This window comes from Microbacterium paulum (assembly GCF_015707995.1).
GTDB lineage: Bacteria > Actinomycetota > Actinomycetes > Actinomycetales > Microbacteriaceae > Microbacterium > Microbacterium paulum.
Genome location: NZ_JAAGRY010000052.1, coordinates 1 through 24,193 on the forward strand (window position 1 = coordinate 1; position 24,193 = coordinate 24,193).

The window sequence follows — 24,193 nt, forward strand, 5'->3', positions numbered from 1 at the left end:
CGCGCGACGGCCCTCGTGCGCGCCCCGGCTGCGCACCGGGCCGCGCGCGGTGGTGTCGGCGAAATCGACCGTCGCCGCCGCCGGCATCCACTCCGCCGCGGGCACCTCGAGCGGGGTCGCGGCGAGTTGCTCAGCGCGCTGCACCTCGCGCACCGCCTCGCCGAACTCGGCCGCCGTGCGGTACCGGCGCTCGGGATCGCGGGCCATCGCGGTCGCGAGCACCTGCTGCAGGGCGTCGGGCACGTCGTCGCGCGCGATCGGCACGAAGGTCGCCCGCGCGATGCGCCGGCGCATGAGGTCGCGGGTGTTCTGCCCCCGCTCGCGGCGCTCGAACGGGCTGTGCCCGGCCAGCAGCGAATACACGGTGGCCCCGAGGCTCCACACTTCGCTCGACACGGTGCCGCCGGTCTGCTCGGCGACCACCTCGGGCGCGCTCCACGGGATCGACATGGCGAGCACCTCGTCGCCGTCGGAGCGCACGAGCGTCGACGAGATGCCAAAGTCGGCGAGCACCGCCGAGCCGAATGTCGTGATGAGGATGTTGCTGGGCTTGATGTCGCGGTGGATGAGCCCCGCCCGGTGCGCCGATTCGAGGGCGCCCGCGAGGCGCACGGCGATGGCCATGACCTCGTCGACACGCATCCGTTCGATGCGGTAGCGCTGCGCGAGCGATCCCGGGCAGTACTCCATGACGATGTACGGCCGGCCGTCGGCCGAGATGCCGGCCTGATAGACCGTGACGATCGCGGGGTGCGCCGAGAGGTGCGCGAGCACGTCGGCCTCGGCGTTGAACATGCGCAGCAGATCGGGATCGCGCTCGCCCGACGGCAGCACCTTCACCGCCACCTGACGGCGCGGCATGTCCTGCTGATAGAGGAACACGTCGGCGAAGCCGCCCGAGCCGAGCGGGCGCACATAGTCGAGACCGGGGAGCAACGGCGGCGCGGAGGGCAGCCTGCGCGTCATGGCACCCCCAGCCCTCTGGTGTTCTCGCCTTCGGCCTCTTCGAAGACCCGGTAATGCTAACAAGACGGCGCTCTCTCGCCCCCATCGGCGGTGTCTACGGCTCGGCGAGGCCGGCGTCGCCGTTCGGGTCGAACGGGGCGTCGAGCGAGCGCGTCAGCTCTTCGAGCATCGCCGCGATCTGCGGCTCGACGTATTGGGCGACGGATGCCTGGATGCGCAGCCGGTGATGCAGCAGCACCGCGCACACCTCGCGGCCGATCATGTTCGCGTAGTCGTCGGCGAGCCCGACCTCTTGGCGGAGGGCCGCCTTCGCCTCGTCGGTGAGCGGCGGCAGGTCGGGGACGTCGGCGTCGGCCTCTTCGGCCAGACCGCCGATCGTGAAGAGGAAGGGCGCCCCGGGCACCGGGTCGGGGTCGAGCGGCAGACCCTCGAACTCGGGGTCGAGCCCCTCGCTCGGGCGGTAGCTGCGCGCGCGGTTGCGCGCCGCCTGCTGGTCGAGCTCGGCCTGCAGCATGGGCAGGTTCAGCGACGTGTACTCGGCGACAGCGTGGTCGATGATCGTCTTCACCCGGGTCGACAGCCCGTGCTGCACGCCGTGCGGCACGTCGGCGCCGAGGCCCGCGGCAGAGAGCACCGGCGACCCGATGCAGCGGCGGCACGGCGCGACCCGTCCGCGGTGGGTCGCGGGCTCCCAGCGCGGCAACCAGCGCAGCCAGGCGTCCACGGCCTGGCTGACCTGGGTCTCGATCGACCGCTCCACGGCTCCATTGTCGCCCGCGCGGGGCCGATCGGGCGGGATTTCGCGCGAATCGGCCCGTCACTCGGCGGGCGGCTCCCAGGGCCACCGCGGGCGACCGGTGCGGGTGCGTACGAGGGCGACGGCCGTCCAGCCCGCGACGAGGGCCGCGGATGCCAGGACGACGGCGAACCACGACGTGGCGAACGCGCCCGCCGCAGCGATCGCGCGCGCCAGATCGATCCCGCCGAACATGGCCCCGACGAGCAGGCCGATCAGGTACGCGAGAAAGACGGCGACCACCACGAGCACGACGCCGCTGTAGCGCGGCGCGGGCCGGCGCACGACCGCCCACACCGTGAGTACGAACGCCGCGACGGCGAACACGACGGCCGCGATCCCCGGGAGGGGCCCGAGGCCGGTCACCGGCAGCACCTCGTCGCCGGTCGCGAGGCTCAGCAGTCCGAACCCGGCGACGACGAGCGCGAAAAATCCGACGGTGCCGAACGCGAGCGCGACCGGCGCGCTCACGCCGGGCTGCGGCTCGGTCACGACCTCTCGCCGCCCTGCCTCGCGATCAGCGGATCGCGGTCAGCTCTGGTGCAGGCGCGGACCGGCCTCGAGGGTGCGCTCGTATTCGCGCTGCGCCTCGCGGTTGAGTTCGCTGACGCGCTTGCCGCGGGCCGCGACCCACCCGCCGAACCAGATCGTCAGCTCGCGCCCGAGCACGAAGGCGACGATCGCGAGGGGGGCGAGCAGCTGGCCGCGCACGACCTCTTGGCCCTGGCTGGCGGTCAGCTGCCAGAACGGAGCCTGGAAGAGCTGGCCGAGCAGGTGTCCGCCGTACGAGGCGACGCCCACGAGCAGGCCGAAGATGACCCAGTGCGCCCAGCTGCCGCGGTTGATGATCGCGCCCAGCAGCCAGAACGCGAGGTAGAAGACCACAACCGGCACCCAGAACCACCACGACGAGAGCGCGGCGAGGGCCTCGGAGCCAACGTTCGCGCCGGTGACCTCGCCGTCGATGGCGCGCAGGCCCAGCGCGGCGGCGAGATAGAGGATGCCGAAGGCGACGGCGGCCAGCAGGCCGATGAGACCGGCCGCGGCCCGGTTGCCGCGCGGGCGCGGCGCTTCGGGCGCCTGCACGAAGATCGGCTGCGGCGTCGAGGCGACGACGGGGGTGACGACCTCGGTCGGGGCGTCGACGTGACCGGCGGGCGCGACGATCTCGGTCGGGGCGTCGGCGTAGGCGCTGGTCGACGAGGACTCCTGCGCGTAGACACCGTCGGAGTAGGCGCCCGGGGTGTACGACTCGTCGACCGGGTCGTCGGCGTAGAGGCTGCCGGCGACCGGCGCGACGACCGTCGGGACATCGGCGACGGCCGGCTCGGCGGCATAGGTCTCGGTGTGCGGGGCGGCGTCGTGACGGGCGACGTCATCGCCCTCGACGACGTCGCGTGAGGCGGCCTCGGCGTCGGCCAGGCCTTCGTGGGCGCGCGCGACGGCTTCGTCGGCCGACGTCGTCTCGCCGGGCGCGGTGCTGTCTTCGACCGGCTCGCCGTACTTGTGGTCGCTCATGGCGTGTGCTCCTCACGCGGGGCCGATCCCTCGCAGATCTCCAGGCCGCCGCACAGTGAGCGTAACGCGAGGCCCCCGCGTCGCCCGGCAGGTTCGGCGCCGTGTCTGCGAGGAACGGATGCCTCGGCCACCGTGTCACACGCGGCGAACGCGGCCGCGCTGTCTATCGTTGAGGCATGTCGCGCCGCACCCGCACCCGCCCCGCCGCGCGGGCCACGTGGGCGACGTGGGCCGTACTCGCGGTGGCGCTCCCCGCCCTCGTCACCGGCTGCGCCGGCACCCCCGACACCTCCGCGACGACCGGGAGTTCGGATGCCTCGGCATCCGCTTCACCGTCGCCCTCCGCCTCGCCGTCGCTCGCGCCGTTCCCGACAGGGCCTTCAACCTCGACCACGGCGCTGCTCGCCGATCTGCCGCAGGGCTGCCGCGACCTGCTCGACGACGCGGTGCTCGCCCAGCTCGACGGCGTGCCGCTGAACGCGCCGGGAATGGGCGGAGGCATCCGTCCCGACAGTTCGCGCGTGTGCGTGTGGGGCGAACCGGGGGCTGCGGCCACCTGGCTCGTGACCGTGATCGGCTATGCGCCCGATCAAGAGGCGCGCGACGCGCTGTACGCCCTGGGGAACGAGGGCTACACCTGTTACGAGCCGAACGGCGGAGTCCGCTGCGAGTCGACGTGGGAGAGCGGGCCCCTCCCCCTGCAGCAGGGGCGCACCCTGTTCTACCGCGACGGCGTGATCGTCGACACCCAATACTCGAACCTCTCGCCGACCGGCTACACCGACGCCGTCATCGACGCGCTCTGGCCCGCGTCGGGAGGCCCGTCGCGCTTCGCGACGTCGTCTTCCCCCGCCACGCCGTCGGCCTCACCGTCGCCTTCGTCCTGACGCCGAGACGCGGTGGCGCCGGCGATCAGCGCCCCATCAGCCAGGCGGCAGCGGCCGACGCGGGGTCGCCGGACTGCTCATCGGGCTCGATCGGCACGCCGTAGCGCGTGCCGGTGCGGTCGGCATCGACGGCGACGGTCATGTTCAGGACGGCGCCGTCGTAGAGCGACGTCGCCTGGTTGGCCGTGCTGAACCCGTAGCTCGGAGCCCCGAACAGTCGTGTTCCCGACTGGCCGATGAAGCTGATCGCGGCCGCCTCGCCCGAGCTCCCCGTGCCCCCGTCGATGAGCACGGCGACCGGCAGATCGGTCGTGAAGGTGGTGGGCGCGCTCGCCTGCACGGCGTCGCGCTGACGCACCGTCCCGCCGTCGACGGTGACCTCGTCGGCATGATCGACGTAGGCGAACGAGAGGACGTGCCCGTCGGCCAGAAGCGGGGCGAGCGCCCCGAGCATCGGCCACAGGTCGCCTCCGCCGTTCCCGCGCAGGTCGACGATCCAGCCCGCGGTCGTCTGGCTGCGTGCCTTCTCGAGCCCATCACGCGCCGCCGCGATGTACGCTTCGGCATCCGCGGTCGACACACTGTCCAGCGCCGGAACGACGATCGTGGTCACACCGCTCTGCGTCGTGACGGTCGGCGTCGGCACCGGACCCGCGGCGTCGGCGCGCGTCGTGTCGGCCACCGTCGCGGCATCCGCACCGGTCAACAGGTTGCTGTGATCACCCCCGAGGGTCTTCGCCGCCTCGGCGAGCACCGGGTGCAGAGAGGCGAAGTCGGGGGCGGCGGCGGCTTCCGCCAGCACCCGTTCGCGCACCTCGGCGCGTGTCTTCTCCGTGCCCACGATGCCCTCGTCAAGCCGCTCGAGGGCGAGCTCGGCGTAGCGCGTGGGCGTGGGCGGCACGAGAAAGATCCCGGCGCGCTCGAGCCTCGGCTGAACGATGACGAACCCTCCTATCACCGCGGCCAACGCCGCGGTGAACGCCACGGCGATCCACAGACGGCGGCGGGCAGGAGTCGACGTGTGTGCACTCATGGTTCGATTCTTCCGCCGACGACCGCGACGCGCATCCGCCCGGAGAGGGCATCGCCGTCCCTCGATCGGATGATCTCGGCACGGCGACCGTCGGTCGCGCCGGGTCAGCCCCAGATGCGGTCGCCGGTGCGGCTGACGTAGCCGGCCGGATGCCAGGCATCCTCACTCGTCGACAGCCACAGTCCACCGCCGGCCTCGATCGTCTCGGTGAGGTCGCCGTCGGTGCGCGTGCAGCGGGTGCGTTCGCCCTCGGTCTCGCAGCCGAAGCCCGACGCGGGCAGGGCCGCCGCGGCGATCGCGCCGGCATCGGGCGGCACCGTCGCGAGCGTCGTCGAGACGGTGCCCTCGTCGGCGTGCCAGAAGCAGGTGAGCTGCACCTGGGGTGAGAGGGCCGTCACGAGCGCCGTCGCGGTCGTCACGGGGGCGTCTTTCGCGGGGGTCAGCACGGCTCCGCGGCTGAAGCGCATCGTCGCCCAGAGGGCCTCGTCGTAGAGCTCGGGGCACTCCGTCGGCAGCGCAGTCGGTTCGTCGTCGCCCGCCGCGGCGACGGGCGCCGAGGTCGGGGCGGTGCCCTGCGCGTTCTCGACCGCTCCGCCGAACCAGGCGACGGATGCCGGGATCATCGGCACCGCGAGCGCGGCGAGCACGCCGAGGATCGTCAGGCAGCCGAGTCCGACCACCCACGCGAACGCCGCGTTCCTGCCGCCGACTCGTGCCATGCCCCCACGCTAACCCCGCCCGGTCTCCCCCTCCCCGCACTCCCCCGCGAGCCGCCCCGATCCGCCTCGCGCCCTGCCCCGCCCCTGCCCGCCCCGGGAACGCCGAAGGGCCCCGGGGTGGTCCCGGGGCCCTTCGGTGCGATCAGGTCAGGCTCAGTTGTAGGTGCCCGGCGTGAAGTCGTCGGTCGTGAAGCTGTCGAAGTCGACGTAGCTCAGGTCGTCGCCCGAGTACGCGCCGTCCGAGGCGAAGATGCGGTTGGGGTACCGCTCGCTCTTGGCCTCTTCCGTCGCCTCGACCGTGACGTTGCGGTACTTCGCAAGACCGGTTCCGGCGGGGATGAGCTTTCCGATGATGACGTTCTCCTTGAGGCCGACGAGCGGGTCGCTCTTGCCCTCCATGGCCGCCTGGGTGAGCACGCGGGTCGTCTCCTGGAAGGATGCCGCGGACAGCCACGACTCCGTCGCGAGCGACGCCTTGGTGATACCCATGAGCTCCGGGCGACCCGACGCGGGGCGCTTGCCCTCGGCCACGGCTGCACGGTTCATCGACTGGTAGCGCTTGAAGTCGACCAGCTCGCCCGGCAGCAGGTCGGTCTCGCCGTGGTCGACCACGGTGACCTTCCGCAGCATCTGGCGCACGATGACCTCGATGTGCTTGTCGTGGATCGGCACACCCTGCGAGCGGTACACGCCCTGCACGCCGCCGACGAGGTACTTCTGCACCTCGCGGGCACCCATGACACGCATGACCTCCTTGGGGTCGAGCGTGCCGACCTGCAGGGGCTGGCCCACCGTCACGTGCTGGCCGTCTTCGACCAGCAGCGTGGCGCGCTTGAGCACCGGGTAGACGTGCGGCTCGTCGCCGTTGTCGGGCGTCAGGATGACCTTCTTGGCCTTGTCGGTCTCATCGATCGTGATGCGACCGTCGGCCTCGGCGATCGGGGAGGCACCCTTGGGGGTACGCGCCTCGAACAGCTCCTGCACGCGCGGCAGACCCTGGGTGATGTCGTCGGCCGAGGCCGAACCACCCGTGTGGAAGGTACGCATGGTCAGCTGCGTGCCGGGCTCACCGATCGACTGGGCGGCGATGATGCCGACCGCCTCGCCGATGTCGACGAGCTTTCCGCTCGCGAGCGAACGGCCGTAGCACTTCGCGCAGACGCCGACCGCCGAGTCGCAGGTGAGGACGGAGCGGACCTTGATGGTCTCGACACCGGCATCCACCAGCTTGTCGATCAGCACGTCGCCGACGTCCTCACCGGCCGAGGCGACGACCTCGCCCGAGGGGGCGACGACGTCTGCGGCGAGCGTGCGGGCGAACACCGAGTTCTCGACGTTCGCGTCGCGCACCAGGGTGCCGTCGGCACCCGGAGCGGCGATCGTGAACTCGAGGCCCTTTGTGGTGCCGCAGTCGTCCTCACGGATGATGACGTCCTGCGAGACATCCACCAGGCGTCGGGTCAGGTAACCCGAGTCGGCGGTACGGAGGGCCGTGTCGGCCAGACCCTTACGGGCACCGTGCGTCGCGGTGAAGTACTCGGCGACCGACAGCCCCTCGCGGTACGAGGAGATGATCGGGCGAGGCATGATCTCACCCTTGGTGTTGTTGACCAGGCCTCGGATGCCGGCGATGTTACGGATCTGCAGCCAGTTACCACGGGCGCCCGACGAGACCATGCGGTTGATGGTGTTGTCGGCGGGGAAGTTCGCCTTCATCGCGGCCTGCACCTCGTCGGTCGCCTCGGTCCAGATCTTGATCTGCTCCTGACGACGCTCGGCGTCGGTCACGAGACCCTTCTCGAACTGGGCCTGGACCTTCTGCGCCAGCTTCTCGTACTTGGCGATGATCTCGGCCTTGTTCGGGGGCGTGAGCACGTCCGAGAGCGCGACGGTCACACCCGAGCGCGTGGCCCAGTAGAAACCGGCGTCCTTGATGCGGTCGAGCGAGGCCGCGACCTCCACCTTCGGATACTCCTCGGCGAGCTTGTTGACGATCTGCGACAGCTTGCCCTTGTCGGCCTGCTCGCGCACGAACGGGTAGCCCTTGGGAAGCGTGTCGTTGAAGATCGCCTGACCGAGCGAGGCATCCACCAGGCCGTGACGCTCGTAGCCCTCGGGCGCTTCGCCCTCGAGGAACGTCAGGCCGGGGATCCGGATGCGCGCCTTCGCCTGCAGGTCGAGGGTGCCCTCGTCCTTCGCGAGGATCGCCTCGCCGACCGAGCCGAACACACGACCCTCACCGGCAGCGCCCTCCTTGACCGTGGTCAGGTGGTGCAGACCGATGATCATGTCCTGCGAGGGCAGGGTCACCGGGCGGCCGTCGGACGGCTTCAGGATGTTGTTCGACGCGAGCATGAGGATGCGCGCCTCGGCCTGGGCCTCGACCGACAGGGGCAGGTGCACGGCCATCTGGTCACCGTCGAAGTCGGCGTTGAACGCCGCGCAGACGAGCGGGTGCAGCTGGATCGCCTTGCCCTCGACGAGCTGCGGCTCGAACGCCTGGATGCCGAGGCGGTGAAGCGTAGGCGCACGGTTGAGCAGCACGGGGCGCTCGCGGATGACCTCTTCGAGCACGTCCCACACCTCGGGGCGCGTGCGCTCGACGGCGCGCTTGGCGGCCTTGATGTTCTGCGAGTGACCGAGGTCGATCAGACGCTTGATCACGAACGGCTTGAACAGCTCGAGCGCCATCTGCTTGGGGAGGCCACACTGGTGCAGCTTCAGCTGCGGACCGACGATGATGACCGAACGGCCCGAGTAGTCCACGCGCTTGCCGAGCAGGTTCTGGCGGAACCGGCCCTGCTTGCCCTTCAGCATGTCGCTGAGGGACTTCAGCGCGCGGTTGCCCGTGCCCGTCACCGGCCGACCGCGGCGACCGTTGTCGAACAGCGCGTCGACGGCCTCCTGCAGCATGCGCTTCTCGTTGTTGACGATGATCTCGGGGGCACCGAGGTCGATCAGGCGACGGAGGCGGTTGTTGCGGTTGATCACGCGGCGGTACAGGTCGTTCAGGTCACTGGTCGCGAAGCGGCCACCGTCGAGCTGCACCATCGGGCGCAGCTCCGGCGGGATCACCGGAACGACGTCGAGAACCATCGATGCCGGCGACATACCCGTCTGCAGGAACGAGTTGACGACCTTCAGGCGCTTGATCGCACGGATCTTGCGCTGGCCCTTGCCCTCGGAGATCTGCAGGTGCAGGTTCTCGGCCTCGGCAGCCAGGTCGAAGGCCTGCAGGCGACGCTGGATCGACTCGGCGCCCATGTAGGCCTCGAAGTACTGACCGAAGCGGTCCTGCAGCTCCTGGAAGACGTCGTCCTCCTGCTTGAGCTGACCGACGGAGAGGTTGCGGAACTCGTCCCACATCCGCTCGAGACGGGCGACCTGGTCGTCCGCGTTCTTGCGGATCGACGCCATCTCCTTCTCGGCGGCGTCCTTGACCTTCTTCTTCTGGTCGGCCTTCGCGCCCTCGTTCTCGAGGACGGCGAGCTCTTCCTCCAGCTTCGCCAGGCGCGCCGCGACGCGAGCGTCACGACGGTCGGCGAGGTTCTTGATCTCGAGGCGCAGGTTCGCCTCGTGGGTCGGCAGGTCGCGGTGACGGGCCTCCTCGTCGACCGAGATCACCATGTACGCGGCGAAGTAGATGACCTTCTCGAGGTCCTTCGGCGCCATGTCGAGCAGGTACCCGAGGCGCGAAGGCACGCCCTTGAAGTACCAGATGTGCGTGACGGGCGCGGCGAGCTCGATGTGGCCCATGCGCTCACGGCGCACCGACGACTTCGTGACCTCGACGCCGCAGCGCTCGCAGACGATGCCCTTGAAGCGCACGCGCTTGTACTTGCCGCAGGCGCACTCCCAGTCGCGCGAAGGGCCGAAGATCTGCTCGCCGAACAGACCGTCCTTCTCGGGCTTGAGGGTGCGGTAGTTGATGGTTTCGGGCTTCTTTACCTCGCCGTAGGACCAACGACGGATGTCGTCGGCGGTGGCAAGGCCAATGCGAAGCTGATCGAAGGTGGTGGACTCGAGCACTGGTTCTCCTGTGTTCGTAACTCTGTAAGCGGGTGCCGCGGGTCAGATCTCGTCGATGGACGAGGACTCGAACCGGGTGGAGATGTTGATGCCGAGCTCTTCCGCCGCGCGGAAGGCTTCATCGTCGGTGTCGCGGAGGTTGACCGGCGTGCCGTCGGCCGAGAGCACCTCGACGTTCAGGCAGAGCGACTGCATCTCCTTCATGAGCACCTTGAAGGACTCGGGGATGCCGGGCTCCGAGATGTTCTCGCCCTTGACGATGGCCTCGTAGACCTTGACGCGGCCCACGATGTCGTCGGACTTGATCGTGAGGAGCTCCTGCAGCGCGTACGCGGCACCGTAGGCCTCGAGGGCCCACACCTCCATCTCACCGAAGCGCTGGCCGCCGAACTGCGCCTTACCACCGAGCGGCTGCTGGGTGATCATCGAGTACGGGCCCGTCGAACGCGCGTGGATCTTGTCGTCGACCAGGTGGTGCAGCTTCAGGATGTACATGTAGCCGACCGAGATGGGCGCCGGGAACGGCTCGCCGGAGCGGCCGTCGAACAGCTGCGTCTTGCCCGACGAGTCGATCAGGCGCTCGCCGTCGCGGTTCGGGAGCGTCGAGTCGAGCAGACCGGCGATCTCGGCCTCGTACGCACCGTCGAACACCGGGGTGGCGACCTTCGTGCCGGGGGCTGCCTCACGGGCCGCCTCGGGCAGGTGCGCGGCCCACTCGGGCGAGCCGTCGACCTTCCAGCCCTGCTTCGAGATCCACCCGAGGTGGGTCTCGAGCACCTGGCCGAAGTTCATGCGGCCGGGGATGCCGAGCGGGTTCAGCACCACGTCGACGGGCGTGCCGTCGGCGAGGAAGGGCATGTCCTCGACGGGGAGGATCTTCGCGATGACACCCTTGTTGCCGTGGCGGCCGGCGAGCTTGTCGCCCTCGGTGATCTTGCGCTTCTGGGCGATGTAGACCACGACGCGGCGGTTGACGCCCGAGCCGAGCTCGTCGTCGCCGTCCTCGGCGTTGAACTCCTTGACGGCGATGATCGTGCCCTGCTCACCGTGGGGAACCTTCAGCGAGGTGTCGCGCACTTCGCGGCTCTTCTCGTTGAAGATCGCGCGGAGCAGGCGCTCCTCGGCCGACAGCTCGGTCTCACCCTTGGGCGTGACCTTGCCGACGAGGATGTCGCCGGGGCGCACCTCGGCGCCGATACGGACGATGCCGCGCTCGTCGAGGTCTTTCAGCAGGTCGGGGCTGACGTTGGGGAGGTCACGGGTGATCTCCTCCTTGCCGAGCTTGGTGTCACGGGCATCCACCTCGTACTCCTCGATGTGGATCGAGGAGAGGGTGTCGTTCTTGACGAGGTCCTGGCTGAGGATGATCGCGTCTTCGAAGTTGTGACCCTCCCACGTCATGAACGCGACGAGGAGGTTCTTGCCGATCGCCAGCTCGCCGTTCTCGGTGGCGGGGCCGTCGGCGATGACCTCGCCGACCTCGACCCGGTCGCCCGCCGAGACGATGACGCGCTGGTTGTACGAGTTGCCCTGGTTGGAGCGGTCGAACTTGCGCAGGAAGTAGTCCTTCGTGCCGCCTTCGTCCAGCTGCACGGTCACGACGTCGGCCGAGACCTCCATGACCACACCGGCCTTGTCGGCGGTGACGACGTCACCGGCGTCGATGGCGGCGTAGCCCTCCATACCCGTACCGACGAACGGCGAGTCGCTGCGCAGCAGCGGCACGGCCTGACGCTGCATGTTCGCACCCATGAGGGCGCGGTTCGCGTCGTCGTGCTCGAGGAAGGGGATGAGCGACGTACCGACCGACACCATCTGACGGGGCGAGACATCCATGTAGCCGATCTCGTCGGCGTGGAACATGTCGACCTCGCCGCCCTGACCGCGGCGGGCGAGCACGCGCTCGTTCGCGAACGATCCGTCGGCGGTCAGCTCGGCGCCGGCCTGAGCGACGATGTAGTCGTTCTCTTCCGAGGCGGTGAGGTAGTCGATCTGGTCGGTGACCTTGCTGTTCACGACCTTGCGGTACGGCGTCTCGATGAAGCCGAACGCGTTGATGCGCGCGAAGGATGCCAGCGAGCCGATGAGGCCGATGTTCGGGCCTTCCGGGGTCTCGATGGGGCACATGCGGCCGTAGTGCGAGGGGTGCACGTCGCGCACCTCGACGCCCGCGCGCTCACGCGACAGACCGCCGGGGCCGAGGGCCGACAGACGACGCTTGTGGGTCAGACCCGCGAGCGGGTTGTTCTGGTCCATGAACTGCGACAGCTGCGAGGTTCCGAAGAACTCCTTGATCGCGGCGACCACGGGGCGCACGTTGATCAGGGTCTGCGGCGTGATCGCCTCGATGTCCTGCGTGGTCATGCGCTCGCGGACGACGCGCTCCATGCGCGACAGACCCGTGCGGACCTGGTTCTGGATGAGCTCGCCGACGGCGCGGATGCGGCGGTTGCCGAAGTTGTCGATGTCGTCGGTGTCGAGGCGGATCTCGGCGGCTTCACCGTTGCGGATGCCCGGGATCGAGGCATCCCCGCGGTGCAGGGCCACGAGGTACTTGATCGTCGCGACGATGTCGTCGACCGTGAGCACCGAGTCGCTCAGCGGCTTGTCGAGGCCGAGCTTCTGGTTGATCTTGTAGCGACCGACCTTGGCGAGGTCGTAGCGCTTCGAGTTGAAATAGAAGTTGTCGAGGAGCGCGCGGGCGGCCTCGGCGGCGACCTGCTCGCCCGGACGGAGCTTGCGGTAGATGTCGCGGAGCGCGTCTTCCTTCGTGAGGATCGTGTCCTTCGAGAGCGTGTCGGCGATCGACTCGTAGCCGGCGAACTCGTTCAGGATGTCTTCGCTCGTGAGGCCGAGGGCCTTCAGGAACACCGTGACCGACTGCTTGCGCTTGCGGTCGATGCGCACGCCGACCTGGTCGCGCTTGTCGATCTCGAACTCGAGCCAGGCGCCGCGGCTCGGGATGACGCGGGCGCTGACGATGTCCTTGTCGCTCGTCTTGTCGGGCGTCTTGTCGAAGTAGACACCGGGCGAACGAACGAGCTGCGAGACGACGACACGCTCGGTGCCGTTGATGATGAACGTGCCCTTGCCGGTCTGCAGCGGGAAGTCGCCCATGAAGACGGTCTGCGTCTTGATCTCACCGGTGAGGTGGTTCATGAACTCGGCCTCGACGTACAGCGGGGCGGCGTAGGTCTTGCCGCGCTCCTTGCACTCCTCGATCGAGTACTTCTCGGGCTCGAGGTAGGGGTTCGTGAACGAGAGCTGCATGGTCTCGCCGAGGTCTTCGATCGGCGAGATCTCCTCGAAGATCTCCTCGAGGCCGCTCGTCTCGGGCACGTCGGTGCGGCCCTGAGCCTTCGCCTCGGCGACGCGTGCCTTCCACGCGTCGTTGGCGACGAGCCAGTCGAAGGACTCCGTCTGCAGCGCCAGAAGGTCGGGGACCTCGAGCGTGTCGGTGATCTTCGCGAACGACAGGCGCGATGCGCCGCGGCCGTTCTTGGGGGTGGTGGTGGAATTGGTTGCGTTGCGCGCAGCAGCCAAGGGGATTACCTCCGTGAGCCCGGGCAGGGGCCGGTTTCCTTGTCGTCAGGTGGAGTGCTCCGTTCCCACGTCTGCCACGCGCCGCCGCATCGTCACGAGCGGCGGGGTATCTGCAGACGCACGCCGACCACCATATGAGGGCATGGGGGAAGGGAGCGCAACTACCCACTATAGCCCGCGCGACGCGCCACGGCAACCCCAATCCTTGACGAGTTTCTGCCGCTGCGGTATAACCGCGCGCGCCTCCCCTCTCCTCCCCGTCTCTGCGCGCTCCCCTCCCCCGCCCCTTCTTTCGCCGTGCCGCTATCTTTCGGCCGAGCCGCCATGATTCGGCGCGCCAGAACGTAGCGGCTCGACCGAAACGTGGCGGCTCGCGGGGAGGGAAGGGCGGGGCGAGAGGGGGCGGGGTGAGGGGGCGGGGCGAGAGGAGCGAGAGGACTAAGGGCGCTAGCGTGGGGGCATGGCCCGCGCCCACGTCGAAGAGCCCGCTCAGGTGCGCCTCGGCGACGGCAGTATCGCCCGCGTCGTGCCGAGTCGGTTCGCGGGCGGCTACGAGCTCGAGGTCGACGGCACGCCGCAGTCGCACGTCGATCCGGGCGATCCGACGCACCTGCACTTCGAATACGTGGCCCGCATGAGCGCCGTGATCGATCGGCTCCGCCTGCCCGGGCAGCCGATCACCGCGATCCACCTCGGCGGCGGAGCGCTCACCCTCCCCCGCTACATCGCGCACACCCGGCCGGGCTCCCGCCAGCAGGTCGTCGAGCTCGAGCAGCCCCTCATCGACCTCGTGCGCGCCGAGCTTCCCCTGCCGCGCGATGCGCAGGTGCGGGTGCGCATCGGCGATGCCCGCACCGTCGCCGCGAAGCTCCCCGCGGGGTTGCAGGGCGCCGCCGACCTCGTCGTCTCCGACGTGTTCGCCGGTGCGCAGACCCCCGCGCACCTCACGACAGTCGAGTACTACCGCGTGCTCGCGGGACTGCTCGCGCCCGACGGCGTGCTGCTCGTCAATATCGCCGACGGCGCTGGCCTGGCCTTCGCGCGGCGCCAAGTCGCGACCGTGCGCGCGGTGCTGCCCGAAGTGATCGTGCTCGCCGAGGTGCAGACCCTGAAGGGGCGACGGTTCGGGAATCTCGTGATCGCGGCATCCGCGGCACCTCTTCCCGTCGAGTGGCTGCCCCGCCTCATGGCCGCCGGCCCGCACCCCGCCAAAGTCGCGCAGGGCGATGAGATCGACGCGTTCGCGCGCGGTGCGGCGGTGGTGACGGATGCCGACGCCAGCGCCTCGCCGAAGCCCTCGGCATCCCTCTTCGAGCTCTGACGAAGGCGGTCTGGGCGGCGCGCCGACCCGGCTCGGCCGAAGGCCCGCCGCTCGGGTGAGACTGGAGAGGCGAACCGCACGCGCGCGAACCTGCCCGTGGACGAAGGGGGATGCCGGTGAGCTACATCCAGGGATACGACCCGCAGACCCTGCGCGAGATCGTCGATGTGCAGCAGTGCCGCGAGCGGCTCGCGGACCTCGGCGACCAGCGGTCGCTGCCGGCCCTGCTCGAGCGGGTGTGGCTGTTGAAGGTGACCGGTGACCTCGACGACGCGCTGCGGTTGTCGGAGCAGTCGGTGCGCGTCGCGCGCATGGGCGGACCGCGCAAAGACCTGCTGCGCTCGCGCGTGCTGCACGCGACCGTGCTGCAGTGCCGCGGGGCCTACGCCGCGGCGATCCAGGAGCTCACGACGTGTGGCGAGGAGGCCGAGGGGCAGGGCTGGGCCGCGCTCGCGGCGTTCGCCTACCAGCACCGAGGCAAGGTGTTCTACGACACCGGCGATTTCGTCAATGCGCGGGCCGACTTCAAGCGGGCGCTGTTCCTGCGGCAAGAGGCGGGGGCTCCCGAAGACGAGCTCGAGTCGACCCTCGTGGCGATCGAAGCCGCCGAGCGGCGTCGCTCGGGCGCGCCGGTCGCCAGCTGAGTGTCGTAGGTCTGTTCTCCTTTTTCGGGCATGACCGAACAGCACCGCGATGTCTGACCTGCAGTCCGTGCGCCGTGAGGCCGAGGCCCTCATCGCCGCACACCTGGATGCCTCGTGGTCGTTCGCCTTCGACAACGCCAAGCGCCGCGCCGGTGCCTGCGACTACACGCGCAAACGCATCACGGTGTCGCGCTATCTGAGCGCCCGCTACGACGACGCGACGAACCGGCAGACGCTGCTGCACGAGGTGGCGCACGCCCTGGCGGGGGCCCGAGCGGGGCACGGCGCCGCGTGGAAGCGCACCGCGCGCAGCCTCGGCTACACGGGCGGCACGACCCACCACGGCGAGACGGCGACCGAACTCGCCCCCTGGGTGGGGGTCTGCCCCGCGGGGCACGTCGCCTACCGCCACCGGCGTGCGACCCGCGCCACGTCGTGCGCGGTGTGCTCGCCGACCTTCGACGCGCGGCATCTGTTCGTCTGGACGCGCCGCGAGATCACCCCCGCCACCCGTCTCGCGGCGATGACGCCGCGAGACTGAGCCCGCGCGCACGCCGCGGGGGGGGCGCCGCGGCGTCGCTGCTCAACCGTCGGACCCGTGGGGCTGGTGTGTACGGGAGATACGTGGAAGCCGACTCCCGCACCATCGATCCGACGAATCCGCGTCGCTCCGCGGGACGGCACCGTTCAGTAGGCGGTGAAGACGCCGGAGCGGAGGGCGGGCACGGATGCCGAGGCATCCACCTCACTGGCGGCGAGCACCTGGTCGCGCAGGCCGCGCTCGATGAGATCCTGGCCCGATCCGCTCGCGGTGAGCAGATGGCGGACGGCGCCGCGGAGCCCGCGGAAGGCCTCGCAGGCGGCCGCCGCCTCGGGTGAGGTGTGGTCGACACCGAGGGTGCTCAGCGCGTCGATGACGGCGCCGGCGCCGAGCAGGTCTTCGACGGCGACCCGGAGCGGTGCTCCGTCGGCGTCCGAGACGAGTTCACCCGCGGCGATGACGGCGATGCTCGTGCGGGCTCCGCGGCGGTGCTGGTCGGCGAGCGCGGCGGCCGCGACGGCGGCGGCGTTGCGGAGCGAGCCGAGCACGACGAGCGGTTCGTGATCGAGCGCCGCGACGGCGTGCGCCACGGCCGCCCCGTTGAGCGAGACGGCGTGCGCCGCGGCATCCAGCGGCACCGTCTCGCCCGCATCGAGGCGCGCCACCACGGTCGAGCTGAATCGCAGCACGTCGACCACGACGACGACCTCGGAGTCCGCGAGCCGTGTGAGGCCGTCGACACCCCACTCGAAGCGCACCTGGTAACGGGACTGGTCGAAGGGATCGCTCACCCCTCCACGTTAGGCCCGCGCGCCGGCCGCCCCGCACGGCCCTGGCCGGTGTCAGACTGACCGCATGCGGATCATGCTCAAGCTCGTGCTCGACTGCGACGCCGACGCGGCCTGGCGTGCGCTGCACTCGCCGCGCGCGATCGCCGACCTCTACGGCCCGTTCGTCGACCTGGCGCCGATGGATGCCGCGGGCATGCCCTCGCGCCTCGAACCCGGCGCCGACGTGCCGGTGCGGATGACGATCGGCGCGGGCGCGCCGGGCGACGCGGGAGGTCGGGGTGGCGGGCTGTCGCTCGGCGAGCAGCTGATCCACGTGAGCGAGCGCACCGTGCGCGACGCCCATGGTGAGGTGCGGATCTTCCGTGACAGCGGCATCCCGCTGACAGGTCCGCTCGCGACGCTCGACGTCTGGGACCACCAGATGGCGGTCAGCCCCGCGCCGGGCGACCCCGCGAAGACCCTGTGGCGCGACCGCCTCGTGATCGGCGGGCGCGCGGCCCCGGCCCTCTGGCCCGTGCTCTGGGCGACCTGGCAGTGGCGCGGCATGCGCCTGCGCGCCCTCGCCCCCACGTGGGCGCACGACCCGGAGTTCGCCCACGACGACGCCCCCGCGTAAGACCCGCGTGAGGCGCGTGAGGCGCGCACGTATGAGAAAAGGGGATGCCGCGGTCGAAGCCAGACCGCGGCATCCCGCGCGCATCGGCGTCGCGAACGGCACCCGAAGCCGCGCGATCGCCGCCGGGGCTATTCGGCCAGCGCCTCGACGGCGGTGACCCGGGTCGCCAGGCGCGTCGGCACGACGGCGGCGACAACGGTGAGGACGGCGGTCGCGGCCACCACGACCAGCACCGGACCCCAGGGGATCGCGGGAGCGATGACCGTTGGCGACGTCCAGGCGGGCGGCACCGAGACCGAGCCGAGCAGCGACTGCGCGGCGACCCACCCGTAGGCGATGCCGAGGGCGAGCCCGAGGGCGAGCGCGGTGATCGTCACGTGCACCGCCTCGAGCAGCACCACCCGGCGCACCTGACCCGAGGTGAGGCCGAGCGCGCGCAGCAGGCCGAGTTCGCGGCGGCGCTGCACCACCCCGATCGTCAGCAGGTTCACGAGACCGACGGCGGCGATCACCGCCGAGACGGCCACGAGGCCCATCATGATGGCGGCGAAGGTGTCCATCAGCTGCTTCAGCTGCGCGGGCGGCTCGCCACCGGCCGCCGACGACAGCACCGCCTTGACCGATTCGTTGGCGACCGCGAACATCACCACGAGGGTGACGCCCATCACGACGCCGATCGCCATGCGGCTCGAGCGCTCGGGGTAGCGCAGCGCGTTCTCGGCGGCGAGACGCGCCGCGGCGGAGCGACCGAACAACCGTCCGGTGAGGCGCAGCAGCGGCGGCATGATCACGACCGCCGCCAGGGCGAGGCCCGTGAACGAGAGCACGCCACCGAAGAACGCGACCACGACACCGAGCGGGCTCACGAGTCCGAGGACCACCCCGAGGGCCAGCAGCGCCGCACCGCCGAGGAGCAGCAGCGTCGAACCGATCAGGCGCCCCCGCGAGCGCGAGAGCTCGTCGTGACCGCGCGGCGCCGCACCCGCGATCGCCTGCAGCGGCGTCACCGACAGCACCCTGCGCGACCCCGACCAGGCACCCGCCCACGTCGTCAGCGCGACGATCGCCGCGGGGATGACCAGCGCCGGGCGAACGACGTCGTAGCCGGGGTCGATGCCCAACGAGGCATCCGCCCAGCGCAGCAGCACGGCGGCGGCCGCGGTTCCGACCACGAGCCCGACAAGAGCGCCGATCACCCCGACCGCCAAACCCTGCGCCGCGACCTCGCGTCGCTGCGAGCGCGCCGTCGCACCGATGAGACGCATCAGCGCGATGCCGCGCGTGCGCCCGGCGATGATCGTCGCGAACGTGTTGGCCGTGACGATCGAAGCCACGTAGACGGCAACCCCGACGAGCAGCACGCTCAGAACCCCGATGACGAGGGTCGCGGTGTCGCTGTCGCCGAACGTCGGATCGGCGGCGAGCCACGCGCCGATGTAGCCGGTCGCGCTCAGCAGCAGCACCCCGAACGCCGTCGAGATCGCCGCCACGAGCACCGTCGCGCCCATGCCGCGCTCGCGCAGCCAGGCCCAGCCGGCGCCGCCACGAGCCGCGCCGCGCCGGGATCCGGCGGGGGTCGGGTCGGATGCGGGGCCGAGGGTCGGGGCGCCGGCTGTTCCGCCCGCTGCGACCGCGCTCACGCCGGCACCTCGGCGGCCAGCATGAACGCCGCCACCTGTTCGGCGCTCTGTCGCGGCTTGTCGGCGACGATCCGTCCGTCGCCGAGGAACAGGACCCGGTCGGCGTGCGCCGCGGCGACCGCATCGTGCGTGACCATCGCGATCGACTGACCGTGCTCACGGCTCGCCGCGGCGAGCAGCGTCAGCACCTCGCGGCCCGAGCGCGAGTCGAGGTTTCCGGTCGGCTCATCGGCGAAGACGAGGTCGGGTGCGGTCGCGAGCGCCCGCGCGATCGCGACGCGCTGCTGCTGCCCGCCCGACAGCTGGTGCGGGCGGTGGCGCAGCCGCGCGCCGAGCCCGAGCGTCTCGACGAGACCGTCGATGCGCGCCCGTTCGATCGCCGTGGGGCGCCGCCCGTCGAGGTCGAACGGCAGCAGGATGTTGCCGATCGCGTCGAGCGTGGGCACCAGGTTGAACGCCTGGAAGACGAAGCCGACGCGCCGCCGGCGCAGCAGGGTGAGTTCGAGGTCGGACAGGCCCGTGATCTCGGTGTCGCCGATCCAGCCACGGCCTGCCGACGGGGCATCCAGTCCCGCCATGATGTGCATGAGCGTCGACTTGCCCGATCCCGAGGGCCCCATGACGGCGGTGAACTCGCCGCGCCGGATGCCGACCGTCACGTCGTCGAGCGCGCGCACCTGCGATTCGCCGGCGCCGTAGGTCTTGCTGAGGTGCTGCACGCGGGCCGCGAGCCCGAGCTCTGTGGTCGTGATCTCCATGCCTTCGACGTTACGAACGACGCGGGCGGCCCCGCGTCGGCCTCGGGTCGCGGCCTCGTACATCGCGAGGATGATCCGGGTGGCGCAGGTGGGCGGCGCGGGTGGGCAGTGCGGAGGCCTGGCGTGGCAAAAGCAGGGGAAATCGACCATGGCACGGCCGGCGGCGCCCGATTCGGTCGGTTCGCCCTGCTGTTGCCACGGGTGGCAGATGGGATCTGCCCGGCCGCACCGTCGGTCCGGCGCGACCGAACTCGAGGCGGGGTGACGAAGAACTGCTGGGTGGGGCTGGTGAGCACTCGCCGCCGGTGTGGAGTGTGCACGCGTCGCAGCCAGCAGGGATTCGTCACGCGTCAGGGCGGTGGCTGGCGCGGGGCGCGCGGGCAGGTGACCGGCGCGGCGGCGGGGTGACCCGCGGGTCAGGCGAGGCCGTGCTCGAAGGCGAAGACGACGAGTTGCACGCGGTCGCGCAGGGCGAGTTTGCCGAGGATGCGGCTGATGTGGGTCTTCACCGTCGCCTCGGACAGGTATTCGCGCTGCGCGATCTCGGCGTTCGAGAGGCCGCGGGCGGCGAGGGCGAAGATCTCGCGCTCGCGCTCGGTGAGCTCGCCGTAGGCGGCGGGCACCTCGGCGGGCGCGCGGCCCGCGAAGTGCGCGAAGAGGTCGCGGGTGGCCGACGCCGCGATGACGGACGACCCGGCATGCACCGTGCGGAGGGCGGCGAGCAGCAGCTCGGGCTCGGCGTCTTTGAGCAGGAATCCGCTCGCACCTTGCCGGATGGCGCGCGCCGCGGCCTCGTCGAGGTCGAACGTCGTCAGCATGACGATGCGCGGCGGCGCATCGGCGAGCGACGGGTCGGCGAGCAGCTCGGCGGTCGCGGCGAGGCCGTCCATGACGGGCATCCTGATATCCATCAGCACGACGTCGGGCCTCGTCGCACGCACGACGCGGAGCCCCTCGGCACCGTCGCCGGCCTCGCCGACGACCTCGAGGTCGGGCTGCGAATCGATCACCATGCGGATGCCGGCGCGAAAGAGCGCCTGGTCATCGACCAGCACGACGCGGATCGGGCCGCTCATGCCGCGACCTCTCTCGGCAACCTCGCGCGCACGACGAAGAGGCCGGCACCGTCGGGCGCCGCCTCGAGCGTGCCGCCCACGAGTTGCGCGCGCTCGCGCATGCCGATCAGTCCGTGCCCGCGGCCGGTGCCACTGTCGGTGCCGTCGGCCGCGGCGCCGAGGGCGTTGCTGACGACGACCTCCACCCGCTCATCGTGCCACGCGAACCGCACGTCGACGCGGCCGCCCGCGCTCGTGCCGTCGCCGTGCCGCAGGGCGTTCGTGAGCGCTTCTTGCAGGATGCGGTAGACGGCGAGCTGCAGGGATGCCGGTGTCTCGCCCCGCGGCATCGGGTCGACGTCGATCCGCAGATCGACGCCCGCCGCACGCACCTGCGCGTACAGCTGCTCGAGGTCGGCGAGGGTCGGCTGGGGGCCGTCGGCCTGGGTGTGCCGCAGCTGGGTGAGGAGCATCCGCACGTCGGCGAGGGCCGCGCGTGCGGTCGACGAGATGGTGCCGAGCGCGCTCGCCGCGGCATCCGGGTTGCTCGCTGCGGCGTACCGGGCACCGTCGGCCTGCGCGATCACGACGGCGAGCGAGTGCGCGACGACGTCGTGCATGTCGCGTGCGATGCGCGTGCGCTCGGCCTCGGCGGCGGCCTCGGCCTCGGCGAGCTGCTGCGCGTGCCGGTTCTCGCGGGCACGGATGCCGGTGCGCACGAGTGCCCCGATGGTCCAGGCGAGCAGCAGCGCGAGCGCCGAGGCGACGAAGGTCATGACGACGGCGAACACTGCCGACCCGACCGACAGCGGGTTCACGTCGTTGGCGCGGAGCAGTCCCGGGGCGAGCAGGTACAGCGCGATCGCGGCGGCGCCGCCGAGCGCCGAGGCGAAACCCGCCCAGAAGACGCGCCGCGTTCCGTAGGCGGCGGTCGTGTAGAGCACCGCGAAGATCGCGAGGTTGGCCGGCAGCGGTGGCAGGCCGGTCGCCATCTGCGCGGTCGCGGCGAGCCACGAGATCGCGAGAGCCAGGCCCGGCGAGCGCCGCCGCAGCGCCAGCGCGAGCGAGAAGACCACCGTGAGAAGGAGTGCGACCACCATCGCGACGCGGGAGTCGACGATGCCTGAACCGATGCCAAACGACGTCGACGGCAGAAGTGCGGCGGCGAACGCGAACAGCGCGAACAGCGCGGCCCCGACGATGTCGAAGACCTGCTGAGCGCGGGTGAGCGGACGGAACACGCTTCGACGCTACGCGAGGGCGCGGGCCGCGGCATCCATCGGGAGAGGTATTCGCAGGCCGCTCGGGCGCGGGGCTCAGTGCGCGGGCGCGGCGACGAGCGGGCGGTGCTCGTAGAAGCTCTGCAGCACGACGGTCGTGCGGGTGCGCACGTTCGCTGCCATGCGGATGTCGCGCACGAGGTCTTCGAGTGCGCGCGGCGAGGCGACGCGCACGAACAGCATGTACGCCGCGTCGCCGGCGATCGAGTGGCAGGCCTCGATCGCGTCGAGGTGTTCGAGGAGTTCGGGCGCGTTGTCGGGCTGGGCGGGGTCGAGCGGGGTGATCTCGATGAACGCGGCGAGCGGGCGTCCGACCGCCTCGGCGTCGACCGTGGCCCGATAGCCCGTGATGACGCCGCGGGCCTCGAGCCGCTTCAGTCGCGCCTGAACCGCAGACACCGACAGGCCGACCGCGGCCGACAGGTCGGCGAGCGTCGCGCGGCCGTCGCGGGACAGTTCGGCGACGATCATCGTGTCGACAGAGTCATCCATACATGGAATACTAACGGCACCATTGCTCTTTCGCCGGAAATATTCCTGCATACGTCGATCGGAGGTTCACATGTCGCTGACCGCTTCTCTCGCGAAGTCCATCATCGGAGAGCCCGAGGTCGTCGAAGACGACCGAGTGACCCAGCCGCTCGTCGAGGACGGGCGGCCGGTCGAGCAGCAGCCGGCGTGGCTCGCGCTGAAAGAGGCCGCGACCGCCCTGCAGCAGCTCCAGGCGCAGGACGGCTCGGTGCCGGACCCGGCCGACCACGCCGCGGCCCGCACTCTGGCCGCGACGATCGCGGCGGCGATCCGCACGCTCGCGCCGCTGTTCCCGCACGATGAGACCTACCTCGCGGCATCCATCGTCGACATCGAGCAGTGGGCCGACGGCGGCTTCGGCGTGCCCGACTTTCTCGCCTCGCTCGTCGCGTTCCAGCCGCAGCAGCACCGCGTCGACGGGCTGGCGCACCTGGTCGTCTTTCCGATGTACACGCAGAACGGGTCGCGCAGCCGCTTCGTCGAAGCGGTGCTGTGCGAGGTGATCTGGCCCGAGTTCGTCGCCGAGCTCGAGCACACCTACACGAACGGCCTGTTCGTGAGCCTGCGCCTGATCGACTTCACGCCCGGCTACGACACGAACTCGGCGGTGCTGTTCCCCGAGACGGTCGCGATGCGCGAGGTGCCGACGTTCACGTGGGGCGCGATCTTCCAAGACCGTGAGGCGGCGCGGTTCCGCCGGGTGGTGGCCGCGGCATCCGACATCACGAAGCTCGAGGTGCCCGCGGGTACGGCGCGCATGCTCGCCGACCAGCGGCTCACCGAAGAGGTGTTCGTCATGTGGGACCTCATCCACGACCGCTCGCACATGCGCGGCGACCTGCCGTTCGACCCGTTCATGATCAAGCAGCGGATGCCGTTCTTCCTGTATTCGCTCGAAGAGCTGCGCTGCGACCTGACGGCGTTCCGAGCGTGCGTCGCGCTCGGCGAGGGCGAGGGTGAGATCGCCGATCGCGCCCGGCTCGTGCAGCAGGCCGTGATCTTCGACCGGATCTTCCGCTTCGCGATCACCGGCTCGCGCGTGCGCAACTACGACGGACTCGGCGGGCAGCTGCTGTTCGCGTGGCTGCACCAGCGCGGCGTGCTGCACTGGACCGACACGCAGCTCGCGTTCGACTGGAACGAGGTGCCCGCCGCCGTCATCGCGCTGTCGGATGCCATCGACCGCCTCTACTGGGAATCGATCGACCGCCCGAAGGTGGCGCACTGGCTCGCAGCATACGACCTCGTGCGTTCGGTCGTGACGCCGCACCCCGCCTCTCAGTGGGCGCGCGGCCTGCCCGACGACGTTCTCGCGGGAGCGCCGAAGGGCTACACCGACGCCGTGCTCGACGACGAGTTCCCGCTGTCGATGTTCTTCGAGGCGCTCGACAAGAAGATGCGGGATGTGATCGCCGGCACCGAGGGGATCACCGGGCGGGATGCCTGAGGCGCAGGCCGGCGCGCCGGGCGTGGGCGACGCCGCCGCGCCGGAGGCGGACGGCGCCGTCGAGCCGGGCGTGGGTGG

20 protein-coding genes are annotated in these 24,193 nt (G+C 70.8%); 6 read left to right on the forward strand and 14 right to left on the reverse strand.

Features of this window, described 5'->3' with window-relative positions; genetic code table 11:
* The 4 genes from G3N18_RS12070 to G3N18_RS12085 all read right to left on the reverse strand — a co-directional run.
* Nucleotides 1-966: serine/threonine-protein kinase (locus G3N18_RS12070; protein WP_196384535.1), on the reverse strand; the 966-nt coding region annotated here is incomplete at its 3' end.
* A 94-nt stretch (nt 967-1,060) separates the two neighbouring features.
* On the reverse strand, nt 1,061-1,726 hold the full coding sequence (locus tag G3N18_RS12075) for a spermidine/putrescine ABC transporter substrate-binding protein (RefSeq protein WP_196384536.1): 666 nt from the start codon (nt 1,724-1,726) through the stop codon (nt 1,061-1,063).
* A gap of 57 nt (nt 1,727-1,783) precedes the next feature.
* On the reverse strand, nt 1,784-2,254 hold the full coding sequence (locus tag G3N18_RS12080) for a DUF6121 family protein (RefSeq protein ID WP_206693200.1): 471 nt from the start codon (nt 2,252-2,254) through the stop codon (nt 1,784-1,786).
* Nucleotides 2,255-2,293: 39 nt separating this feature from the next.
* On the reverse strand, nt 2,294-3,280 hold the full coding sequence (locus G3N18_RS12085; RefSeq protein ID WP_196384537.1) for an ABC transporter: 987 nt from the start codon (nt 3,278-3,280) through the stop codon (nt 2,294-2,296).
* A gap of 176 nt (nt 3,281-3,456) precedes the next feature.
* Between G3N18_RS12085 and G3N18_RS12090 the strand changes: the two genes are divergently transcribed.
* Nucleotides 3,457-4,167 (forward strand): hypothetical protein, encoded by a 711-nt coding sequence (locus G3N18_RS12090; protein WP_230404154.1) that lies wholly within the window; start codon nt 3,457-3,459, stop codon nt 4,165-4,167.
* A 25-nt stretch (nt 4,168-4,192) separates the two neighbouring features.
* On the opposite strand, the gene G3N18_RS12095 is transcribed toward G3N18_RS12090, so the two are convergent.
* The 4 genes from G3N18_RS12095 to rpoB form a co-directional block, all read right to left on the reverse strand.
* A complete protein-coding gene (locus G3N18_RS12095) occupies nt 4,193-5,200 on the reverse strand; it encodes a S41 family peptidase (RefSeq protein ID WP_196384538.1) in 1,008 nt (335 codons plus the stop codon).
* A gap of 104 nt (nt 5,201-5,304) precedes the next feature.
* The gene (locus G3N18_RS12100; RefSeq protein ID WP_196384539.1) at nt 5,305-5,919 is read right to left on the reverse strand and encodes a hypothetical protein; all 615 of its coding nucleotides are present in this window, start codon (nt 5,917-5,919) and stop codon (nt 5,305-5,307) included.
* 153 nt (nt 5,920-6,072) lie between these two features.
* Entirely contained in the window at nt 6,073-9,948 is a 3,876-nt protein-coding gene (rpoC, locus tag G3N18_RS12105; protein ID WP_196384540.1) for a DNA-directed RNA polymerase subunit beta', read from the reverse strand.
* A 42-nt stretch (nt 9,949-9,990) separates the two neighbouring features.
* The gene (rpoB, locus tag G3N18_RS12110; RefSeq protein ID WP_196384541.1) at nt 9,991-13,491 is read right to left on the reverse strand and encodes a DNA-directed RNA polymerase subunit beta; all 3,501 of its coding nucleotides are present in this window, start codon (nt 13,489-13,491) and stop codon (nt 9,991-9,993) included.
* 460 nt (nt 13,492-13,951) lie between these two features.
* On the opposite strand from rpoB, the gene G3N18_RS12115 reads away from it, so the two are divergent.
* From G3N18_RS12115 to G3N18_RS12125, 3 genes are all read left to right on the forward strand, one after another.
* The gene (locus tag G3N18_RS12115; protein WP_196384542.1) at nt 13,952-14,812 is read left to right on the forward strand and encodes a spermidine synthase; all 861 of its coding nucleotides are present in this window, start codon (nt 13,952-13,954) and stop codon (nt 14,810-14,812) included.
* Between the two features lie 116 nt (nt 14,813-14,928).
* Entirely contained in the window at nt 14,929-15,456 is a 528-nt protein-coding gene (locus G3N18_RS12120; protein WP_196384543.1) for a hypothetical protein, read from the forward strand.
* Between the two features lie 49 nt (nt 15,457-15,505).
* Nucleotides 15,506-15,997, forward strand: coding sequence for a SprT-like domain-containing protein (locus tag G3N18_RS12125; RefSeq protein WP_196384544.1), 492 nt, complete (start codon nt 15,506-15,508; stop codon nt 15,995-15,997).
* Nucleotides 15,998-16,143: 146 nt separating this feature from the next.
* Here the strand turns inward: G3N18_RS12125 and G3N18_RS12130 are convergent, their stop codons facing one another.
* The gene (locus G3N18_RS12130; RefSeq protein ID WP_196384545.1) at nt 16,144-16,788 is read right to left on the reverse strand and encodes a 2-phosphosulfolactate phosphatase; all 645 of its coding nucleotides are present in this window, start codon (nt 16,786-16,788) and stop codon (nt 16,144-16,146) included.
* 64 nt (nt 16,789-16,852) lie between these two features.
* Here G3N18_RS12130 and G3N18_RS12135 point away from each other — a divergent pair, with 64 nt between their 5' ends.
* Entirely contained in the window at nt 16,853-17,404 is a 552-nt protein-coding gene (locus G3N18_RS12135; protein ID WP_196384546.1) for a hypothetical protein, read from the forward strand.
* A 128-nt stretch (nt 17,405-17,532) separates the two neighbouring features.
* On the opposite strand, the gene G3N18_RS12140 is transcribed toward G3N18_RS12135, so the two are convergent.
* From G3N18_RS12140 to G3N18_RS12160, 5 genes are all read right to left on the reverse strand, one after another.
* Nucleotides 17,533-18,912, reverse strand: coding sequence for an FtsX-like permease family protein (locus G3N18_RS12140; protein ID WP_196384554.1), 1,380 nt, complete (start codon nt 18,910-18,912; stop codon nt 17,533-17,535).
* Nucleotides 18,913-19,040: 128 nt separating this feature from the next.
* The gene (locus tag G3N18_RS12145; RefSeq protein WP_196384547.1) at nt 19,041-19,802 is read right to left on the reverse strand and encodes an ABC transporter ATP-binding protein; all 762 of its coding nucleotides are present in this window, start codon (nt 19,800-19,802) and stop codon (nt 19,041-19,043) included.
* A 416-nt stretch (nt 19,803-20,218) separates the two neighbouring features.
* A complete protein-coding gene (locus G3N18_RS12150; protein ID WP_196384548.1) occupies nt 20,219-20,878 on the reverse strand; it encodes a response regulator in 660 nt (219 codons plus the stop codon).
* Entirely contained in the window at nt 20,875-22,098 is a 1,224-nt protein-coding gene (locus G3N18_RS12155; RefSeq protein ID WP_196384549.1) for a histidine kinase, read from the reverse strand. Before G3N18_RS12155 ends, G3N18_RS12150 begins: the two co-directional genes overlap by 4 nt.
* A gap of 75 nt (nt 22,099-22,173) precedes the next feature.
* A complete protein-coding gene (locus G3N18_RS12160; protein WP_196384550.1) occupies nt 22,174-22,629 on the reverse strand; it encodes an Lrp/AsnC family transcriptional regulator in 456 nt (151 codons plus the stop codon).
* A 70-nt stretch (nt 22,630-22,699) separates the two neighbouring features.
* Between G3N18_RS12160 and G3N18_RS12165 the strand changes: the two genes are divergently transcribed.
* On the forward strand, nt 22,700-24,115 hold the full coding sequence (locus G3N18_RS12165; protein ID WP_196384551.1) for a DUF6421 family protein: 1,416 nt from the start codon (nt 22,700-22,702) through the stop codon (nt 24,113-24,115).
* Nucleotides 24,116-24,193 lie beyond the last annotated feature (78 nt).

What these genes read in the sequence shown, in the direction of transcription:
- G3N18_RS12140 (WP_196384554.1), bottom strand. Translation starts at nt 18,912, where the DNA reads ATGGGCGCGACGGTGCTCGTGGCGGCGATCTCGACGGCGTTCGGGGTG.
- G3N18_RS12100 (WP_196384539.1), bottom strand. Translation starts at nt 5,919, where the DNA reads ATGGCACGAGTCGGCGGCAGGAACGCGGCGTTCGCGTGGGTGGTCGGA.
- G3N18_RS12135 (WP_196384546.1), top strand. Translation starts at nt 16,853, where the DNA reads ATGCGGATCATGCTCAAGCTCGTGCTCGACTGCGACGCCGACGCGGCC.
- G3N18_RS12165 (WP_196384551.1), top strand. Translation starts at nt 22,700, where the DNA reads ATGTCGCTGACCGCTTCTCTCGCGAAGTCCATCATCGGAGAGCCCGAG.
- G3N18_RS12095 (WP_196384538.1), bottom strand. Translation starts at nt 5,200, where the DNA reads ATGAGTGCACACACGTCGACTCCTGCCCGCCGCCGTCTGTGGATCGCC.
- G3N18_RS12085 (WP_196384537.1), bottom strand. Translation starts at nt 3,280, where the DNA reads ATGAGCGACCACAAGTACGGCGAGCCGGTCGAAGACAGCACCGCGCCC.
- G3N18_RS12090 (WP_230404154.1), top strand. Translation starts at nt 3,457, where the DNA reads ATGTCGCGCCGCACCCGCACCCGCCCCGCCGCGCGGGCCACGTGGGCG.
- G3N18_RS12150 (WP_196384548.1), bottom strand. Translation starts at nt 20,878, where the DNA reads ATGAGCGGCCCGATCCGCGTCGTGCTGGTCGATGACCAGGCGCTCTTT.
- G3N18_RS12160 (WP_196384550.1), bottom strand. Translation starts at nt 22,629, where the DNA reads ATGGATGACTCTGTCGACACGATGATCGTCGCCGAACTGTCCCGCGAC.
- G3N18_RS12145 (WP_196384547.1), bottom strand. Translation starts at nt 19,802, where the DNA reads ATGGAGATCACGACCACAGAGCTCGGGCTCGCGGCCCGCGTGCAGCAC.
- G3N18_RS12115 (WP_196384542.1), top strand. Translation starts at nt 13,952, where the DNA reads ATGGCCCGCGCCCACGTCGAAGAGCCCGCTCAGGTGCGCCTCGGCGAC.
- G3N18_RS12125 (WP_196384544.1), top strand. Translation starts at nt 15,506, where the DNA reads ATGTCTGACCTGCAGTCCGTGCGCCGTGAGGCCGAGGCCCTCATCGCC.